This is a genomic window from Microcoleus sp. S36b_A4, from assembly GCF_036700645.1.
GTDB lineage: Bacteria > Cyanobacteriota > Cyanobacteriia > Cyanobacteriales > Microcoleaceae > Microcoleus.
Genome location: NZ_JAUBPI010000038.1, coordinates 1 through 18,612, shown reverse-complemented (window position 1 = coordinate 18,612; position 18,612 = coordinate 1). Strand labels below are relative to the sequence as shown.

Genomic DNA, 18,612 nt, shown 5'->3' with positions numbered 1-18,612 from the left:
CAATTACTCCTATACCTTTTTTTTAAACACATAACTACCGTCTCTTTGAACCAGCTTTTATTTTGCAGGGTTTAGAGATTAAAATATCTTGGCTGCCCATCGTGAGATTTCAAAGACCTCATGCTGACACGATAAAACCTAACTGGTTCCACAAATTCACTTTCTAATATGCCTGCGATCGAGCACATAACCCAATTTAGGTATATTAGCCGGAATCTTGTCCTTCATCTTTCGATAATCGCGATCGTGACTAATCACACCTTGATGATTATAAGCTATCTACCCGCCTCAATATTTTTTTAAATCACGGTGATTAGCCTTATACCACTCATTAGCCGTCGTATATTCTCCTTCCATATTTTCACCCCATACTTTTCCCTCAAACCATCCTTACCTCCACCATCATCCGCACCACATCGGGCATCTTATACTTCGCCTCCCAGCCCAACTTCTGTTTCGCCTTACCCGGATTTCCATTCCCAACTGCAATCTCCGTCGGTCTGTAGAGACTCGCATCCGTTACCAAATGTTCCCGCCAATCCAAACCCGCAGCAACAAACGCTGTCTGCACAAACTCCTCCAAAGGATAGCTTACACCCGTGGCAATTACATAATCGTCCGGTTCTTCCTGCTGCAACATCAAATACATCGCCTCCACATATTCCGGCGCCCAACCCCAGTCCCGCTGCACTGAAATATTTCCCAAATGCAGTTTTTCGGAACTACCTGCAGCAATTCGGCACACAACAGATACAATTTTTTGGGTGACGAACCTCTCCGGCCGCAGCGGCGACTCGTGATTGAACAGAATACCAGAACACGCAAACAAATTGTACGCTTCCCGATAATTCGCTACTTCCCAAAATGCCGTTGCTTTCGCTACCGCGTAAGGACTTCTGGGGCGAAAGGGCGTATTTTCATCCGCTGCACTGCCTCCGGTATCCCCAAAACATTCGCTAGAACTGGCATTGTAAAGTTTAATTTTACCACCTGTAAACCGAATTGCTTCTAAGAGATTCAATGTGCCTGTGGCAATGCTTTCGAGGGTTTCTACGGGTTGTTCAAAAGACAGAGCGACGGAACTTTGACCTGCTAGATTGTACACTTCGTCGGGCTGAATTTTCGCTAGTACCTGCAAAACGCTGCGAAAATCGTTGAGAGACATGGATTCTAGTTTTACTCTGTCTCGGATCCCCAAACGGGCCAGGTTTCCGAAACTAGACATTTGGGCGTCCCTGGATGTGCCCCAAACTTCATAACCTCGATCGAGCAAAAGTTTAGCTAAATAAGCTCCGTCTTGACCAGATATACCGCTAATTAACGCTTTTTTCATACCACATTTTGCTTTAAAAACTACACCGTAGCTGTTGCTATTTTTGGACTTTTTAGCTTTTATAGTAATTTTTATTATTTTTTTTAATACCTAAGATTTTCTCAGGAGTTCTCAGAGCAAGTTTAATGGCTTACTACCAACAACAAATTTCTCATCAAACAGACCCAAAAGCCCGATCAAAGTATGATTGCAAAAAGTTCGATAGATAGCTGGGAGTAGCAGCATAAGCATATAGTAGGGACGGCAGTGCCTTGTCCCTACTATATTTCATCTTCTACTCGCCAACTATCGACTGCCAAAAGTCTCTACCGCTCGAAAACAGAAATAACCAGTCAGCTAGAAATCGACTCAAAAGTACAAAATGTCAGCATTTTTCACCTTCTGCCGAATGACTAATGCCTTCTACCTTCGGATTAAGCTTCCCAACGTTCGGCGACCAATTCAGCCAAGTCAACCACCCGCTGACTGTAGCCCCACTCATTGTCGTACCAAGCCAAAACCTTTACCATATCGCCATCCATCACCAGCGTTAAGCTGGAATCCAGAATCGAAGAAGCATCACTTCCGCGATAGTCGCATGAAACTAAAGGCAAATCGTTGTACTCCAAAATCCCTTTCATGGAGCCTTCGGCAGCTTCTTTGAACACTTGATTTACTTGCTCGGTAAAAGTCTTTTTCTCTACCTGAGCCACAAAATCAACTACGGACACATTGGGAGTCGGCACGCGCATGGCAATACCATTTAACTTGCCCTTCAATTCTGGAATCACCAAAGCCACAGCTTGGGCTGCTCCGGTAGAAGTCGGCACAATATTCATTGCTGCCGCCCGGGCCCGCCGCAAGTCGCGGTGGCTGGCATCCAGCAAGCGCTGGTCGCCAGTATAGCTGTGGGTAGTGGTCATCATGCCTTTGACGATGCCAAAATTTTCGTGAAGCACTTTCAGTACAGGAGCCAGACAGTTGGTAGTACAGCTAGCATTGCTGATGACAGTGTAGTCACTGTGCTTGTAGTTGTGGTGGTTGACTCCCATCACATAAGTGCCAACTTCAGAACCCTTGCCGGGAGCGGTAATTAGCACTTTTTTAGCGCCGGCAGTGATATGCTTCGATGCACCAGCTTGGTCAACGAAGACACCGGTCGATTCAATAATCAGATCAATACCCCAATCTTTCCAAGGCAAGTTTAGCGGGTTGCGATCGCTCACGCATTTAACTGTCTTGCCGTTGAGAGTAATGGAGTTTTCATCCGCACTGATGTCCACATTCTTCAACGTTCCCATCATGGAATCGTATCTCAGCAAGTGAGCATTACTTCTGGGATCGGAAGTGTCATTAATAGCTACCAACTCTAGCTGGCTGTTTTCTCTGCCCAGCCAGCAGCGCGCAAAACTGCGCCCGATACGTCCAAAACCATTGATCGCGACTCGAATCACTTTAGTACCTCCTAACGATGGCAGCCCTTAGCTCAGGCTTAAATTTTGGAAAAATTTAAGAATTGACTTATGAGACAAGATCATATCGCAAAGGTCGATCCTTTCTAACTTTTTGTGTCGATCAAAAAAGCTTGAACTTTTCTAGAAGGCTGAAATTGCAAGGCAGAAGGCATTAGGCTTTCTGCCGCTGGTTACTGGTAAAGCTGATGGGCAGCAATATAAGTTTGTACAACTTCCGGGACTAAGTAGCGGAGGTTGCGACTTTCGGCGCAGCAGCGGCGGATGTGGCTCGACGAAATCTCGATCGCAGCCATGGACAGCACCTCCCAGCGAATTTTCACGTCCAGAAGAGCCATTTGTTCGGCAACTCGTCGGCCCACAGCATTTGCCTGAACCTGCATCCTGTCTCCCCCGGAATCGATGGGTTTTCCACTCGGACAATCTCCCCACTCTGACAGTTCCCCAATCTCCCCGCTTTCTGATGTCTCTCGATCTCCCTGAGTCGGACGCGGGGCCACCAACCAGTCGCACAACCCGGCAATTTCGCCGCACCGGTACCATTTGGGGAGAGTAAGGAGTGCGTCACTACCAATAATCCAGTACCAGCGATGATCGCCGGGATACAATTTTTGCAAATACAGCAAGGTGTCGATCGCAAAACAACTGCCTCTGGGATTGGCCGACCGCGGCGAAATTAGGAAGTCAGGCCGATCGGCGATTGCCAAAGCCAGCATTTCCCGCCGCCGCTCAAAACTTGCCAAATCCGGGCGCTCTTTGTGAGGAGGAGAGCGATCCGGTACCCAAATGATTCGATCGAGAGCAAATTGACTCGCAGCCGTCTCGGCTACCAACACGTGACCCCAGTGAACCGGGTCAAAAGTCCCCCCCAAAATCGCTATTTTCCCCATATTTCCCCAAAATCAGGATTAATACAGACATCGCGCCACTTTTATGTTTATACACTTTTAACCATAAGCTCGTTTATTAGAAAACCCTCGCTTCACATCGGGGACAAACCCCTGGACGACGCTAGTTTCAACGATCGCCCTGGACGCTGAAACCGGTTTTTTCAACCCCCTTAATTCGTTCCAACCTTCAATAAGACTTAAAAAACCATGTTTCAGCGTCGGATTGGGTGCGGGACTGGATGATTAACCTTGCCAATATTAATCCCAACTTGTTTTGAGTGCGCGATCGACCGCCTGAGCATTCGTTTGTGGGCGACCGAAAAAGTTTTGAGGGTAGATATACTTAGCGCAGTGGTAAAAATTTTAAGGACTGCCAAAAGCGTCGATCGGCTTCTCTATCAAACCAATGATTTGGTTTGATCTATGGCTTTGCGACTATTTCGACTAACTGCATACCTTGTATATATACAATAAAGTAAGAATATATACTATAGCTGCGCTCGTGTCAATCTCTGACTTTCAAGAAAAAATGACCGTACAACTAGATAAATGACTACAAAATGAGCGAAATTTTGTTGTTCGTGGTAGTGTTTGTAAATCCTTATGGGTTTTACCCTCAATCTTGGTAGAAAGGTTGTGGGGCTTTTGCTGCCGTATCCCAGCACAGCAGGCGGATCGAAATAGAAAGAATGCAGGAGTATGCAATCACCCAAAATTAGTCTATTGACCCCGACCCCAGACCCCGTTTTCTGTTACCTGCAATTTTCGAGCTGTGACTGTTCCGGAAAACTACTCGGTACTAAGTCATATAGGATACAAGACAAACATCTCTACAAGTCCCGCAAATCTAGGGACGCGCAGAGAATTTTGTACAAAATCTCTAGCGAACTGTATCCTGAAAAAACAATTCTTGATATGATATCGCGTGTTATTGGCGTGGTGTGGTGTGTGAGGAGCAAAGATGCCGAGTTCTGTTGATTTTAGCGGTAGACCATTTCATTTCATCGGCATTGGTGGGATTGGGATGTCAGCCCTTGCCTACATTCTAGCTAAACGCAAGTTGCCTGTGTACGGCTCCGACATTAAATCGAGTCACATAACCGAGCGCTTGCAAGGAATGGGAGCTCATATTTTTTGGAGTCAAGACGCCAGCAATTTTGAACTATTTCAAACGGCCCTTAACGGTAGCAGTCCCGACTGCGGGCAACAGGAAAGGGCAGTATCCTCGATAGTCGGGGGTACGGTAGGGACTTCTGTCGCGACAGCCGAAGCTCTCCAATTGAACGGCAACGGTTCAAGCGCCCAAGCAATTCCGGGATTGCCTCAAGTAGTATGTTCGACGGCTATTCACCCAGCCAATGCCGAATATCGAGCTGCTTTAGATTTGGGCTGTCCGATTTTTCATCGATCGGATGTGTTGGCAGCGTTAATTCAAGATTACCAAAGCATAGCCGTAGCCGGTACTCATGGCAAAACTACTACTAGCAGCTTAATCGGCTTCATGCTGATGGCGGCGGGTCTAGACCCGACGATCGTAGTAGGAGGCGAGGTAAATGCTTGGGAAGGCAATGCCCGTTTGGGGGAAGGGCCCTACTTAGTGGCCGAGGCTGATGAATCCGACGGTTCTCTCGTTAAGCTGGTAGCCAAAATTGGCATAGTGACGAATGTGGAACTGGATCATCCAGACCATTACGATACCCTTGACCAGGTAATAGACACATTTAAGGTGTTTGCCCAAAACTGTCAAACCTTGGTGGGCTGCATTGACGATCAAATCGTCAAAGATTCCCTTCAGCCTCATGTCAGCTACAGCTTGCAGCCGGACAGCGGTGCTGACTACACGGCTTCGGACGTGGAGTACGGAGCAGAAAGCACCAAGGCCCGGATTTGGGAGCGAGGAACTTTCCTAGGGGAAATGGAGTTGAAGTTGCTGGGCACACACAATCTCAGCAATGCACTAGCTGCGGTAGCAGTGGGCCGATTGTTGGGGTTAGAGTTTTCGGCCATTGCCAAAGCGATTGCTGGCTTTGAAGGAGCTCGCCGCCGTTTTGAGGTGCGGGGTTTTCACAATGACATCCTGTTTGTGGACGACTACGCTCACCATCCTAGCGAAATTCGTGTCACCTTGGCGGCGGCTCGCTTGCGGATCGAAGGTAGCGAAAAAAATCCCAAATCCCGAAGAGTGGTTGCAATTTTTCAACCCCACCGTTACAGCCGGACTCTGACATTTTTGCCAGAATTTGCTCAATCTTTTGGGGATGCTGATTTGGTTGTGGCTTGCGATATTTATAGTGCTGGGGAACCAAATTTAGGAGAAATTAGCGGGCAGCAAGTTGCTGATTTGATTGCTAAAGAAGGCCGAGATGTTGAGTTTGCGCCTTCCCTAGAGTCAGTCACTAAGTTTTTAACCAAAAATCTGCAACCGGGGGATTTGGCTCTGTTTTTGGGCGCTGGTAATCTGAATCAGATTATTCCAGAGGTTATGGCTTTTTATCAACAAGCCGATCGCCCCGATTAGCTCGCGAACTGAGTAGAGTTGATCGACATTATGGCGTGGCACGTTGTGCCGAAACTTCTGTCGGACGGCTCGCTCAAAGCGGCCACATAAGTTAGCTAAACGAATTTTCAACCACGTCTTCGAGCGAAGGTATTTTTAAGGATTTTCAAGATGGTGACTATCTCGAATGACTCCTCTGTTAAGGACAATCGGCGAGTGTATTCTCCTATTTCTTTGCGGGGAACTGATTGCAAGATTAATTCCCAAGTTTCCCTGGCGGGCCTGACTTCGTTCCGAGTCGGCGGCCCTGCCGAGTGGTACGTTGCTCCCCGCAGTATGGAGGCTTTGCAAGCGAGTTTTGCCTGGGCACACGATGAAGGAGTGCCGGTGACTCTGCTGGGTGCGGGTTCTAATTTGTTGGTGAGCGATCGGGGTTTGTCCGGTTTGGTCGTCGGCACTCGCTACCTGAAACAGGTGAATTTTAATCCAGAAACAGGTCAAGTGACAGCGGGGGCGGGAGAGTCAATTCCCCGCCTCGCTTGGTTGGCGGCTAAACGGGGCTGGAAAGGTCTAGAATGGGCCGTCGGCATACCCGGTACTGTGGGAGGGGCTGTGGTGATGAATGCAGGCGCTCACAGAGGCTGTACTGCTGATATTCTGGTCAACGCTCGCGTCCTATCCCCTGGTGGTAAGGTGGAAATTCTGACTCCCCAAGAGTTGGAGTACCGCTACCGGACTTCGGTGCTGCAAGGGGGCGATCGGCTAGTAACAGAAGCGACTTTCCAGTTACAGCCGGGATTTGACCGATCGCAAGTAATGGCAGAAACTAATGACCATTTCAGCCAGCGACGGACAACTCAACCTTATCACTTACCGAGCTGTGGCTCAGTCTTCCGTAACCCCGGCCCCAAGACGGCCGGTTGGTTCATCGAACAAGCGGGGCTGAAGGGATATCAGATCGGCGGCGCACAAGTAGCTCAGCGCCATGCTAATTTTATTCTTAACTGCGGGTCGGCAACAGCCAATGATATTTTTCAAGTGATCCGCCACGTTCAACAGCAAGTCGAGCAGCGGTGGTCGCTGTTGTTGGAGCCAGAAGTTAGAATACTGGGAGAGTTTCCCTTCTAAGGCATCATTGAAGTAATACGGAAACGGCAGACTGCCAGCCCACACACCATCACAAAGTAGTTATGACAAAATCAGGACAAGGATTTGGCTTCGGCCTGGGCAAAATGAAAGAACTGACTGAAGCTTTCAAAAAAGCTCAGCAGGTTCAAGAAGGAGCTAAAAAGCTCCAAGAAGAGTTGGATGTAATGGAAATTGAGGGAACTGCCGGCGGCGGCTTGGTCAAGGTTTTTCTCAGCGGCAACCAAGAACCCCGCCGCGTGGAAATCTCACCGGATGCCCTCGGTGAAGGTGCTGATGTGGTTTCTGAACTCGTCACGGTGGCGATGCAGGATGCTTACGCTAAGTCTACGATGACGATGCGGGAGAAAATGGAAGAACTCACCGGTGGACTAAATCTCCCCGGTTTCGGTTAGTCATTAGTCATTAGTCATTAGTCAATTGTTGACTGTTGACTGTTGACTGATTGATTAAACTTTCTGGAAAACCGCTCTAGTAAGGTGCGTCGCTGCTCCATGTTCGATGGAACTTGCAGATTGACTCTGAAAGCGACGTACCCTACAAATTAGCACTGTTGACTGTTGACTGACTAATAACTAATGACTAATGACTAAATTATTGTTTGTCTGCCTCGGAAATATCTGCCGATCGCCCTCAGCAGAAAATATTATGAATCACTTAATTAAAGAAGCTGGTTTGAGCGATCGTATCACCTGCGATTCTGCCGGAACTGCTAGCTATCACATTGGCAGCCCCCCTGACAGGCGGATGGCATTGGCGGCGAGGAAGCGAGACATTGAATTGCTAGGCGAAGCCCGCCAATTTTCCAAAAACGATTTTGAAAAGTTTGATTTGATTCTGGCCATGGATCGAGAAAATTATCGCAATATTCTTGCCCTGGATGCGGCTGGAAAGTATAAAGATAAAGTGCGGCTGATGTGCGATTTTTGCCAGAAATACGACCTTAAAGAAGTGCCAGATCCTTACTACGGTGGCCCGGAGGGATTCGATCGAGTAATTGATTTGCTGCACGATGCTTGCGAGGGTTTGTTGGAGTACGTTGTCAGTCAAGAAAAATTAACAGTTGGCGGTCAGCAATCAATTTAAATTAAAAAAGTGCCTTTTTCCGCCCGAATATTAGCCATGCTGTAGGGGGGACAACGCTAATAAAACTCGTAACTAGGGAGATCACAGTTGTTCCCGCTCCCGCTCCCAAAATGAGACTGGGTGACAACGAAAAAGTTAAACTTGTCAATACAAAATGGGGAGAATTGATACTCAAAGCCGCAATTGGCAGCAAAATAGATGGATACCAAGGCATTAGCCAAGGTGTAGCAAACAAAAACAAAGTGAGAGTCGTCCATCCAATATCTGATACCAAATTAATTTCCGAATATTTTTTGCGGAATAATGATTTCATTAACGTTCCTGTATAGTAAACAATCCAGCTTAAATACGCAAAATATTTGACTAATAATAGAATACTTTTCCTAGTTTCAACACTTACATTGGGTAAAAAATTCATAAATAAATTGATTGCATGGTGAAACGATCGAGCCGTCGCCCCGGCGGTTCCTGGATTTAAAAGACTTCTCCAAGCTGAAACGGTTGGCATAAATGTATAAGTTATCACCGCGATAATTAATAAAGAAAGCAAGACTGATGCTGCTAAATCTTTCCACCGACGCTGCTTGCAGAGGAAAGCAGCAACTAAGGGTAGCCAAATTATAGGTAAGGTTTTTATTAAAAAACCTACCCAAATTGCCAAAATTGCAAAAACATAACGTTGGTAATAAATACATCCTATTAAAACAATCAATGTATTAGCCAGCAAAACGTCGAGGTGAGCATTAGCTATTTGCTCATTCAATAGCATGGGATTGACTAAATAAGCGATTGTTATGAGGTTACGGTTTTCAGAATTTGTTAGCAACCGCCAAATTAAGTAGCTATTGAGCGCGTGTACCAACACGCAGATTATTTTAAAAATATAAACTGCTAGTAAAGGGCTAATTGGTACACCAAGTGCTGATAGGGCAAAAAAGAATAAAGAAACGGGGCCGTAGGTAGAAGTTTGCCCCCAGTGGAGGAAGGGAGATACGTTAGAAATTAAGGTATCGGAATTATTCAGGTAAGGATTAATTTTATGTAAGCTCATCGCTCCGTAATGCAAGTACATATAAATGTCACTGCTTTGGGGATAAGTTATGAGGGCCAGTGCCAGAAAGGGGATTGCATACTTGCAAATATCTAGAAAGCTGGAACTTGTCTGTTTTTTTTGAATTAACCAGATAATATATGTAACTGTTGCTATCAAGTAGGAACCGTTAATTAGAATTCGGATGAGGCTGAAACCGCTGGTAGGGAAATCGTTATAGTTGTCTCCACCCTGTAAAACGCTGTAATACTTGGTGATTCCCATGGAGGTCATGGCAATACAGAAAATTATAGAAGCTGCTAATGCTACAGCATATAGAATTTTCTGATTTTTTAAGTAATTGTTGACCATGATGTTATTTATTCAGCGTAGTAAGTGCAGGTAATTTTCTTTCCCAGAGCGTTGGCGGTTATCTGACTAAATGGTGTTCCATAGCAAAGCGAACGAGTTCTGCTCGATTGTTGCTTTCAGTTTTTCGGAACAAGCTGCTGACGTGCTTTTCGATCGTTCGAGGGCTGAGGTGGAGTGTGGAGCCTATTTGAATATTAGAAAGACCTTCTGTCAGCAAATCTAGCACTTGTCGCTCTCGCTGCGTCAAACTCGGAGCATTTTGGCTGGGAGATGCCCGTGAAGCGGAGCTATCCCGTAGGGAATCGCCTGTGTTTGACTTTTGAGTTAAAAAATCTGCTTCTGGCTTGTCATTGGCTCTGCTGCGTGCCTCTGTTGGCGTTGGTTCGGGTTCGGGGGAACGAGAGGGAGCCTGAGCGATTAGAGCGTAGCGATCGAGTAAAGAGCGAATAACTGCCCCCAATTCCTGGAGTTCAAAAGGTTTAGCCAGATAATTGTCGCACCCCATCTGATAGCCGCGAATCCGTTCCTGCGTGCTCGTACGTTCCGTCAAAAAAATCACCGGCAGCAAGCGGAAAGAGGGACGAGTCCGAACTCGCCGCACGAATTCGTAGCCATCCATCTGGGGCATTGTAATGTCGGTAACAATCAAGTGCGGCTGAAATTCATCTACCAAGCCTAAAGCTTCTTTGCCGTTCTCAGCAGCGATTACAGAGTATCCGGTAATTTCTAGATAATCGGTAATTGACAAGCGAGTCGCGAAATCGTCGTCAGCAACCAGAATCGTTAATGGCATGGGGGAATTAAAAATTAAACATTAAAAGTGACTAATTTCACTTTTAATGTTTAATTCTACTGTTTAATTCTCTTGATAACTTGCAGTTAAAGCAGCCGGTTGTCCTAATTTGCCCTCCAAAGCTACGCCGCGCCCATTGGCTGCCAAATGCCGCAGAGTTTTATAAATTGTCTCGATTTGCTCTGGTCTTCCTGCTTTTTTTGCTAGTTCTGCTACAGACAGAGGTTTTTGGGCGTCTTTGAGCACTTGCAGTACCCGTTGCTGCAAGTCCAATACAGCAGCGGCTGCTTTTTTGCCTGCTTCAACCCCTGGCTGGTGATAGGCATTGACATTCACCAAGGAACCGTAAAAACCTACTGCTCTTTCGTAGAGGGCGATTAATGCTCCTACTGTCTCCGGGTTGACTTGGGGAATTGTGACAGTAATGGAATCTCGGTGATTTTCGTACAAAGCTTGTCGAGTTCCCTGCAACAAACCCGACAAATAATCTCCTGAAGTGACGCCGGTTTCTACTTCTGGGGAAATGCCTTGTCTGTCTTGCAAAACTTCGATAAATGTTAGGAAGAAATTCGCCACGCCGTCTCGCAGTTGCTGGACGTAGGCGTGTTGGTCGGTGGTGCCTTTGTTGCCATAAACTGCGATTCCTTGATGAACTGTGTTGCCGTCTAAATCTTCCTGTTTGCCGATCGATTCCATGACTAATTGCTGCAAGTACCGGCTGAACAATAGCAGTGAATCTTTATACGGCAAAACTACCATATCTTTTTCGCCACGTCCGTTGCAAGCAAAATACCAGGACATTGCTAACAAGGCGGCGGGATTATGTTTGATGTCGGTGGTTCTGGTCGCTTCGTCCATGACTTTAGCACCATCGAGCATCGCCCGAATATCGATGCCTTGCAAAGCTGCTGGCAAAAGTCCGACTGCTGACAATTCGGAAGTGCGTCCTCCTACCCAATCTGCCATTGGAAAAGTGGTAATCCAGCCTTCGGATTTGGCTAATTTGTCTAGTTGGCTGTCAACTCCGGTGATGGCAATTGCTTGTTTGGCAAAATCCAGTTTTTCGGCGGCGAAGGCTTTTTGAACTTCGATCATCCCGTTGCGGGGTTCGGGGGTGCCGCCGGATTTGGAGATAGTAATTACTAGGGTGCTGGCGAGTTTGTCTTTGATTTTGTTAAGGATGCGATCGATCCCGGCGGGATCTGTGTTGTCGATAAAATGTATTGCTAGGGGCGGAATGTCTGGGGATAAAGCTTCGGAGACAAATTGGGGGCCGAGGGCGGAACCACCGATGCCGATCGAAATTATGTCGGTAAATTGCGGAGCAAAGGGCGGTTTAATATCGCGGTTTTGAATTTTTTTGACAAATGCTTCGACTTGTGATATGCCTTCGACTATTTCTTGTTTTAATTCTGGAGTGGGAGCTAAATCGGGGTTTCGCAGCCAGTAGTGGCCTACCATGCGGTTTTCGTCGGGATTGGCGATCGCACCTGCTTCTAAAGCTGCCATGTCTTTGAAAGCTTTGTCAAATTTGGGCTTCAGTGCTGCTGCGAAAGCGTCGTCGAATCCCATGCGGCTGATATCGAGGTAAAGTCCCAATCCCTCGTGATAGTAAAGCCAGTCTTGATAGCGTTGCCAGAGTGCTGCGGCGTCCATAGGAATTCTCTACAATTTTTTTAATGTTCGATCGGCGTCGTCAGGAATCCACCAATTGTAGTTTAAAACGATCTGATGTACGGCTTTTGCAGAATCCCAATAAATTTAAGCATTAATCGTCTGAAGGCAGCCGGTTCTGAAGGCAAGCAGAGCATTCGGCACGATTAAACAAGAAAAATATGACTTGGGCAACACTCTTAGTAGGTAGATCCCCCATTAATGGCCACACCCCATAGATAGAGCGAAGAGGCACAGAGATTTAACTGTGGTCGGCGTTGGCGTTTGGGTTCTGGTTTCACAATATTCAAATTCGGGCGATCGGGATGTGTAAAATAGGCATTGCGGTCAGGTTAAATATACTTTTAGCTGCCACTCAATAATCGGCTAAAAATATAATTAACAACTGTCAAGTATCGCAAGTGTAGTATAATATACAGATATTAGAATTAAAGTGCGATCGACTATGCTTACTCTATCTCCCGAATTAAAAGAAAGGTTAGCAACTCCGCTCAAAATCGGCGATTTTGAAGTTAAAAGTCGCGTCCTGCAATCGCCCTTATCCGGCGTTACCGATTTGGTATTTCGCCGCCTGGTGCGCCGCTACGCGCCAGATTCGATGATGTACACGGAAATGGTGAACGCTACGGGTTTGCACTACGTGAAGCAACTGCCGAGAATTATGGAAGTTGACCCGAACGAGCGCCCGATTAGCATTCAATTGTTTGACTGCCGGCCGGATTTCTTGGCAGAAGCGGCGCAGAAAGCAGTGGCAGAAGGAGCGGATACAGTTGATATTAATATGGGCTGTCCGGTTAACAAAATTACTAAAAACGGCGGCGGTTCTTCCCTGCTGCGAGATCCGGAAACGGCCGAGGCAATTGTGCGGGCTGTTGTGGAAGCAGTAGATGTTCCTGTCACGGTTAAAACTCGGATTGGTTGGACTGACAAAGAAATTAATATTTTGGAATTTGCGAAGCGGATGGAAGATGCGGGAGCAAAAATGATTACCGTGCACGGCCGCACTCGATCGCAAGGTTACACCGGTCCGGCAAAATGGGAGTGGATTCGCCGAGTGAAAGAAGTTTTATCGATTCCAGTTATTGCTAACGGGGATATTTTTTCAGTGGAAGCAGCGATGCGATGTCTGGAAGAAACCGGCGCTGATGGAGTGATGTGTTCGCGGGGAACTTTGGGCTATCCTTTTTTGGTAGGAGAAGTTGATTATTTCTTGAAAACTGGTGTAGAAAAGATAGCTCCGACACCAATTGAACGTCTCGAATGTGCTAAGGAACATTTGCGGGCTTTGTGGGAATATAAAGGTGAAAGCGGTGTTTGCCAAGCGCGCAAGCACTTAACCTGGTATGCTAAGGGTTTCCCCGGCGCTGGGGAATTGCGGGGTGTGTTGGCTGTGGTAGAAACGGTTGAACAAGGTTGCGATTCGATCGATCGCGCGATCAAGCAATTGCCCGCATAAACCTTAGCCGCAGATGTCAGCTAGGGATTACAGAAACAAAATTTACCTCTGCGGGCTAAGATTTAAGACACAGTTAAAAATTTGTGTGTGGGGGAAAGCATGGATTCCTTAAAAGGGCGAGATTTATTAAGTCTGGCAGATTTAAGCATTGACGAATTAAATTATTTGCTAGATCTAGCAGCCAGTTTAAAATCGGGAATGGTCAAGCTGAAACGCAATAAAGTTCTCGGCTTGTTATTTTCCAAAGCTTCAACGCGAACGCGGGTAAGTTTTACGGTGGCAATGTATAAATTGGGAGGGCAAGTGATTGACCTTAATCCCAACGTTACACAAGTCAGCCGCGGCGAACCTTTGGTAGATACAGCCAGGGTTTTAGACAGATATTTAGACATTTTGGCGATTCGGACTTTCGAGCAAAAGGACTTAGCAACTTTTGCTAAATATGCGAAAATCCCTGTGATTAATGCGCTGACAGATGACGAACACCCATGTCAAGTGCTGGCGGATTTAATGACAGTAAAAGAGTGTTTTGGCAAGTTGGAAGGGGTGACTTTGACTTATTTGGGCGATGGCAATAATATGGCTAATTCGCTGATGTTGGGCTGTGCAATGACGGGAATGAATGTAAGAATTGCTTGCCCTCAAGATTTCCAGCCGAATGCTGAGATAGTGGAAAAAGCTAAGAATATTGCTAATGGAAAAACAGAAGTTACTGTGACGACGGACGCAGAAGCTGCTGTGAAGAATGCTCAAGTGATTTATACTGATGTTTGGGCGAGTATGGGACAGGAAGAGGAAGCAAAAATCAGGATTCCTTTGTTTAAGCCATATCAGGTAAATGAACAATTGCTGAAGTTAGCAGATAAGAATGCAATTGTATTGCACTGTTTGCCCGCACACCGCGATGAAGAGATTACCGATGCAGTGATTGAAGGCAGTCAATCGCACGTTTGGGATCAAGCAGAAAATCGGATGCACGCTCAGCAAGCTTTGCTCGCAAGCATTCTGGAAAGCGATTAGGAAGGAGCCAAAAATTGGTCTTTCAAGCGGTTTTTAATAGTCCCTTTAGGGCGGGCTAGGAGCAACGACCCACAATAACTAACTTTTAATTTTTGTGGAACGGGCATCTTGCCCGTTCTTAATGGGGTTTTCAATTGGATATAATTGGTGGGAGCATTTCTTGAATTGCGATATTGAAAGCGGGAAATGCGATCGGTGAAATGCTCGCAGTTTCCACAAGAATGACTTCGCTTTGATAGCCATTTTCAGTAGGTTCTCGAAAAACGTGCAGTTGTCGATCGCCCACATTTAGCACCCAATAATCGGCAATTCCCGATCGCGCGTAAGCTTTGGCTTTAATTTCGCGATCGAAAGTTAAGCTGCTGTCTGCCACTTCGATAATGAGATATACCTCTGAGGGAGTCGGATGGTGAGTCGCATAGTCAAAAGGATCGATTCTGACTACGGCGATATCTGGTTCGGGTTCGGAATTGTCATCAAGGGCGATCGGATCTTGGGTATAAATAGCAGCCTGATTTCCCAGAAGATCGCGCAGCACGCTAGCAGTACGTCTCGTGGCTGAAGTGTGAGCAGTTCCTTTTGCACTCATTTTGATGATATTTCCTGAAAGTAATTCGACTCGTTCCTCTGGGTGAAAAAATCCCATCTCTCCGAGTTTGTGATACTCTTTAACTGTCCATTTACGGAGCGTGAAAGCAGCTTCTGTTGTTAGCATATCTCGATTGATAAATTTATAATTTGATGTGGGATGATTTTATTTTAGCTTATGCTATTAACTGGTTCCTAGGCTCTGCCTGGGAACCGATATCTAGAGGCTCTGCCTCGCAAGCTTTTATGGAAATTGGAGGCAGAGCCTCCGGATCTGCGTTACCAGGCTCTGCCTGGTAACGAGTAGACTACAAGTTGATTAAGATGCTCCGAGATTGATTTTTGTTACGTCACCGGCGACAACATTAACAGTTTGTTGAATTTGACTGCCGTCAACTTTCAACTGATAAGTTCCCGGAGAAAGCTCGATCGCCCCAAACCATCCTTTACCATCGGCGCGCAGTTGACGCACCTGGCCAGCAGCATCGATCGACTGCAATGTCAAGCTGGCACCGTCGCAAGTACGCGCGGCGAAGCTATCCCGTAGGGAATCGCACTGCTGCAAATTTCCGGCGATCGCACCTGTAGTCGGCCGCGACTTCCAAGGCATATCGGGAACGGCTGCTGCTGTCGCCCACACAGGCTGAGTTTCATAGGTTTTGCCCGTCGCAGCGTCAACGTATTGACTCGGCTGCGAAAGCGCGGTGTAAAACAAATCGTTGCTTTGGGGAACGTATTTCCAAGGCTGGCGGGGCAAATCACCGCTACCGCCCGATCGCAGTTCCACATTCGTGTACACGTTGCTGCTAGCGTAGGAATACAGCACCGTACCCGCTATGTTATTTCCTTTCGCAGACGGCTGTTCGGCGCGGCGAACCTGCGCGAGAGTGTCTTCGATGTAGTTGAGGTAATTGCCGGGGCCGATCGCAATTTGGCGGTTATACTGGTGGTCTTTGGCATACTCGATCCAGTTGTCGTAAGCGAGTTTTTGCGATCGTTTGTACTCGCGCTGGTAAGTCATCGGCATCGCCATGTCTACAATCCCTTCTTCCAGCCAAGCGCGCCAATCTTGCAATACTTCTTTGTAGGGCTGTGTTTGATACCATCCTGCCTCGTTTTTCGGGCCGTCTCCCCAGGCGATCGTGGCGGCGGTAATTTTAACACGCGGTTTAATCGCAAGGCTTTCTACATAAAGCTTCCGCACTAAATTTGTCACCTGATCTCGCCGCCACTGCATCCAGGCGGGATCGGTGGGTGCGGGTTTGCCCGATCGACCTGTTTGCTGATTGAAACGGGCGATCGCAGCCGGATTGTAGCCCCAAGTCGGCCCGCCGTAGCGCACGTAATCCAACTGTACGCCGTCCACATCGTAGCGCTTCAGCAAATCCAAATAGACGGAAACAGTATAATCTACGGCGTCTGGATGGCCGGGATCGAGATAGCCTTGGGCTTCCCCACCGTAAGTCAGCATTGCCCAATTGTCGCTGCCGGGGGCAGAAGGCCCGTGTTGTTGCCAAACGTGACCGGCGGGAAGTTTGGTGCCCGAAACCACCGGCAGCGTCACCATCCAAGCGTGTACTTCAATGCCTGCGGCGTGGGCTTTGTCAATCAAATCTTGCAGGGGATCGAAACCGGGGGGAACGTTGGGATCGAGGGTGCGGGGTTCGATCGCACTCGTGTAAAAAGCATCGCCACGGCGGCGGACTTGGGCGACGATGGCGTTGGCATTGGCCCGCTGCGCGTCTGCGATCAATTTTGTGACTTCTTGAGGGGTTTTGAAGCCGGGGTTGAAGGCGTCCACCCAGAAGGCGCGAAATTCGGCGGTTTGGGTTTGTGGAGGCATAGTTGCGCTAGCGCGGGATGGGAAGTTGGAGAACCAACCAGGAGTCAGCAGAAAACTAATTGTTAAGCCAATCAGGAACAAGCTTGACAAAAAGAATGTTTTGGTATTTCGCATCAGAAATGTGTGAGAGAGCGTTTAACAGTCCTTTACGGACTTTTGGTTTGAGCGTCCGCTTGACATTTTCGCACAATGGTACATTAAGTGGGCAGATCGGTAAATAGTTGAGTAATACCGCTGGGAGAGTCGAGAATGAGATTAAAATTGACCTCGGCAAAATGGGCGATATTTTCCGATTTTTCAATATAGCGGTTGAGCCAGTAAATTTAATCCGCTACACCACTTAACATAGTTTTACAGGCTAAATACGGTTTTAATGATTTTCATTTTGGCTGTATCAATGCCGCATTCAAGTTTGGAAATTGGACTGAGCGTTTTCCACTTGCCTTTATTCGCGGTGAAGATAGCATCGGCTGTTTTTTCGGCATCAATATTTTCAAAGCCGCCTATTTTATTAGTTGATAAATAGTTGAGACGGTCAAAAATTTCATCTTTTGATGCACGTTTCACGCTGACTGCTTGAGGAGGAGGAGGCGGCGGCGGTGGCGGTGATATAGAAAATACTTTAGCAATAAAATCTAATCTCGCCTTAGTCAAACCACATTGTAACTTAGTCAGGGGGGTGAAATCTGACCATTGCTCACGGTTAGAATCTACAATTTTATTGGCAGTTTCAACAGGTTTTACATTTTTCCAATTATGCTCTTTAACTAAGTATTTAAGTACAGCTATAATAGTGTCTTTTGATGCTGTACTCAGATTGACTGTGGGATTTGCTTCTCGCGCTAGAATCTTCGCTTGTTCAATATTTGATGGTTTTGGGTCAATGACAATACACCATACTGAATCTAATTTGGCTTGTTGAGCTACAGCATAGACAAAGTGATTGCTCACAACTTGATACTGATAGTCGCCTGTTTCTTTAACAATAATCGGAATCCAATTGCGATTACCTGCTTGCAATACGGCTTCGGCGGCTCCGGCAATGATAAACTCTGACTCAGAGCAGGATTCTGCTGATTCAATTTTAGCTAAATCCAAGTCCATTAACTTACCGATGTTCTCAGAATTACTCATACAAAAAATACTCCTTAGCTAATTTTAAGTAATATGCAGCAGCCTTCTTGTGTTGAAAAACCGCGGGTGTTCGAGAAAAAGCTGCACTTGAAACAACTTCATATTCGGGAACAGTGAATATAGTTGGGTCAATCACCGTTTTTGTAGATTTAGGCCAATAATAGGGTAACAAATTAGGATCTAGAAAAGAATTCTCACCTTTTTTAACTGTAAGAATTGCTTCATTGGTGACAAGTTAAGGAAAAAGGGAAATTGTCAAGGGTAGTATTTGCATGGGTCTGGGATCGTGGGAAACTTAT

At 46.7% G+C, this 18,612-nt stretch carries 16 protein-coding genes; 6 read left to right on the top strand and 10 right to left on the bottom strand.

What is annotated here, in order from left to right:
* Positions 1 to 379: 379 nt before the first annotated feature.
* From QUA03_RS14415 to nadD, 3 genes are all read right to left on the bottom strand, one after another.
* Positions 380 to 1,333 carry a GDP-mannose 4,6-dehydratase gene (locus tag QUA03_RS14415; RefSeq protein WP_333212977.1) on the bottom strand — a complete coding sequence of 318 codons (954 nt, stop codon included), beginning with the start codon at positions 1,331 to 1,333 and terminating at the stop codon, positions 380 to 382.
* 413 nt (positions 1,334 to 1,746) lie between these two features.
* On the bottom strand, positions 1,747 to 2,766 hold the full coding sequence (locus tag QUA03_RS14410) for a type I glyceraldehyde-3-phosphate dehydrogenase (RefSeq protein ID WP_333212976.1): 1,020 nt from the start codon (positions 2,764 to 2,766) through the stop codon (positions 1,747 to 1,749).
* 191 nt (positions 2,767 to 2,957) lie between these two features.
* Positions 2,958 to 3,674, bottom strand: a complete 717-nt coding sequence (nadD, locus tag QUA03_RS14405) for a nicotinate (nicotinamide) nucleotide adenylyltransferase (RefSeq protein ID WP_333212975.1) — start codon at positions 3,672 to 3,674, stop codon at positions 2,958 to 2,960.
* 961 nt (positions 3,675 to 4,635) lie between these two features.
* Between nadD and murC the strand changes: the two genes are divergently transcribed.
* The 4 genes from murC (at position 4,636) to QUA03_RS14385 (ending at position 8,403) form a co-directional block, all read left to right on the top strand.
* On the top strand, positions 4,636 to 6,192 hold the full coding sequence (murC, locus tag QUA03_RS14400) for a UDP-N-acetylmuramate--L-alanine ligase (RefSeq protein WP_333212974.1): 1,557 nt from the start codon (positions 4,636 to 4,638) through the stop codon (positions 6,190 to 6,192).
* A gap of 150 nt (positions 6,193 to 6,342) precedes the next feature.
* Entirely contained in the window at positions 6,343 to 7,299 is a 957-nt protein-coding gene (gene murB, locus QUA03_RS14395) for a UDP-N-acetylmuramate dehydrogenase (RefSeq protein WP_333057143.1), read from the top strand.
* Between the two features lie 62 nt (positions 7,300 to 7,361).
* The gene (locus QUA03_RS14390; protein WP_006634273.1) at positions 7,362 to 7,712 is read left to right on the top strand and encodes a YbaB/EbfC family nucleoid-associated protein; all 351 of its coding nucleotides are present in this window, start codon (positions 7,362 to 7,364) and stop codon (positions 7,710 to 7,712) included.
* Between the two features lie 190 nt (positions 7,713 to 7,902).
* Positions 7,903 to 8,403 carry a low molecular weight protein-tyrosine-phosphatase gene (locus QUA03_RS14385; protein WP_333212973.1) on the top strand — a complete coding sequence of 167 codons (501 nt, stop codon included), beginning with the start codon at positions 7,903 to 7,905 and terminating at the stop codon, positions 8,401 to 8,403.
* A 1-nt stretch (position 8,404) separates the two neighbouring features.
* Here the strand turns inward: QUA03_RS14385 and QUA03_RS14380 are convergent, their stop codons facing one another.
* The 3 genes from QUA03_RS14380 to QUA03_RS14370 all read right to left on the bottom strand — a co-directional run bounded on the left by QUA03_RS14380 (position 8,405) and on the right by QUA03_RS14370 (position 12,254).
* The gene (locus QUA03_RS14380; RefSeq protein ID WP_333212972.1) at positions 8,405 to 9,805 is read right to left on the bottom strand and encodes a hypothetical protein; all 1,401 of its coding nucleotides are present in this window, start codon (positions 9,803 to 9,805) and stop codon (positions 8,405 to 8,407) included.
* Positions 9,806 to 9,863: 58 nt separating this feature from the next.
* Positions 9,864 to 10,598 carry a DNA-binding response regulator gene (locus QUA03_RS14375; RefSeq protein WP_333212971.1) on the bottom strand — a complete coding sequence of 245 codons (735 nt, stop codon included), beginning with the start codon at positions 10,596 to 10,598 and terminating at the stop codon, positions 9,864 to 9,866.
* A 63-nt stretch (positions 10,599 to 10,661) separates the two neighbouring features.
* Entirely contained in the window at positions 10,662 to 12,254 is a 1,593-nt protein-coding gene (locus tag QUA03_RS14370) for a glucose-6-phosphate isomerase (protein WP_333212970.1), read from the bottom strand.
* Between the two features lie 463 nt (positions 12,255 to 12,717).
* Between QUA03_RS14370 and dusB the strand changes: the two genes are divergently transcribed.
* Positions 12,718 to 13,728: a tRNA dihydrouridine synthase DusB gene (gene dusB, locus QUA03_RS14365; protein ID WP_333212969.1), complete on the top strand. Its 1,011-nt coding sequence runs from the start codon at positions 12,718 to 12,720 to the stop codon at positions 13,726 to 13,728.
* Positions 13,729 to 13,827: 99 nt separating this feature from the next.
* Positions 13,828 to 14,748 (top strand): ornithine carbamoyltransferase, encoded by a 921-nt coding sequence (gene argF, locus QUA03_RS14360; protein ID WP_333212968.1) that lies wholly within the window; start codon positions 13,828 to 13,830, stop codon positions 14,746 to 14,748.
* A gap of 130 nt (positions 14,749 to 14,878) precedes the next feature.
* Here argF and QUA03_RS14355 read toward each other — a convergent pair whose 3' ends face one another.
* From QUA03_RS14355 to QUA03_RS14340, 4 genes are all read right to left on the bottom strand, one after another.
* On the bottom strand, positions 14,879 to 15,463 hold the full coding sequence (locus QUA03_RS14355; protein ID WP_333212967.1) for a Uma2 family endonuclease: 585 nt from the start codon (positions 15,461 to 15,463) through the stop codon (positions 14,879 to 14,881).
* 192 nt (positions 15,464 to 15,655) lie between these two features.
* Positions 15,656 to 17,293: a family 10 glycosylhydrolase gene (locus QUA03_RS14350; protein WP_333212966.1), complete on the bottom strand. Its 1,638-nt coding sequence runs from the start codon at positions 17,291 to 17,293 to the stop codon at positions 15,656 to 15,658.
* 83 nt (positions 17,294 to 17,376) lie between these two features.
* Positions 17,377 to 17,502: an alpha-E domain-containing protein gene (locus tag QUA03_RS14345; protein WP_445304854.1), complete on the bottom strand. Its 126-nt coding sequence runs from the start codon at positions 17,500 to 17,502 to the stop codon at positions 17,377 to 17,379.
* 28 nt (positions 17,503 to 17,530) lie between these two features.
* The gene (locus QUA03_RS14340) at positions 17,531 to 18,283 is read right to left on the bottom strand and encodes a hypothetical protein (protein ID WP_333212965.1); all 753 of its coding nucleotides are present in this window, start codon (positions 18,281 to 18,283) and stop codon (positions 17,531 to 17,533) included.
* Positions 18,284 to 18,612 lie beyond the last annotated feature (329 nt).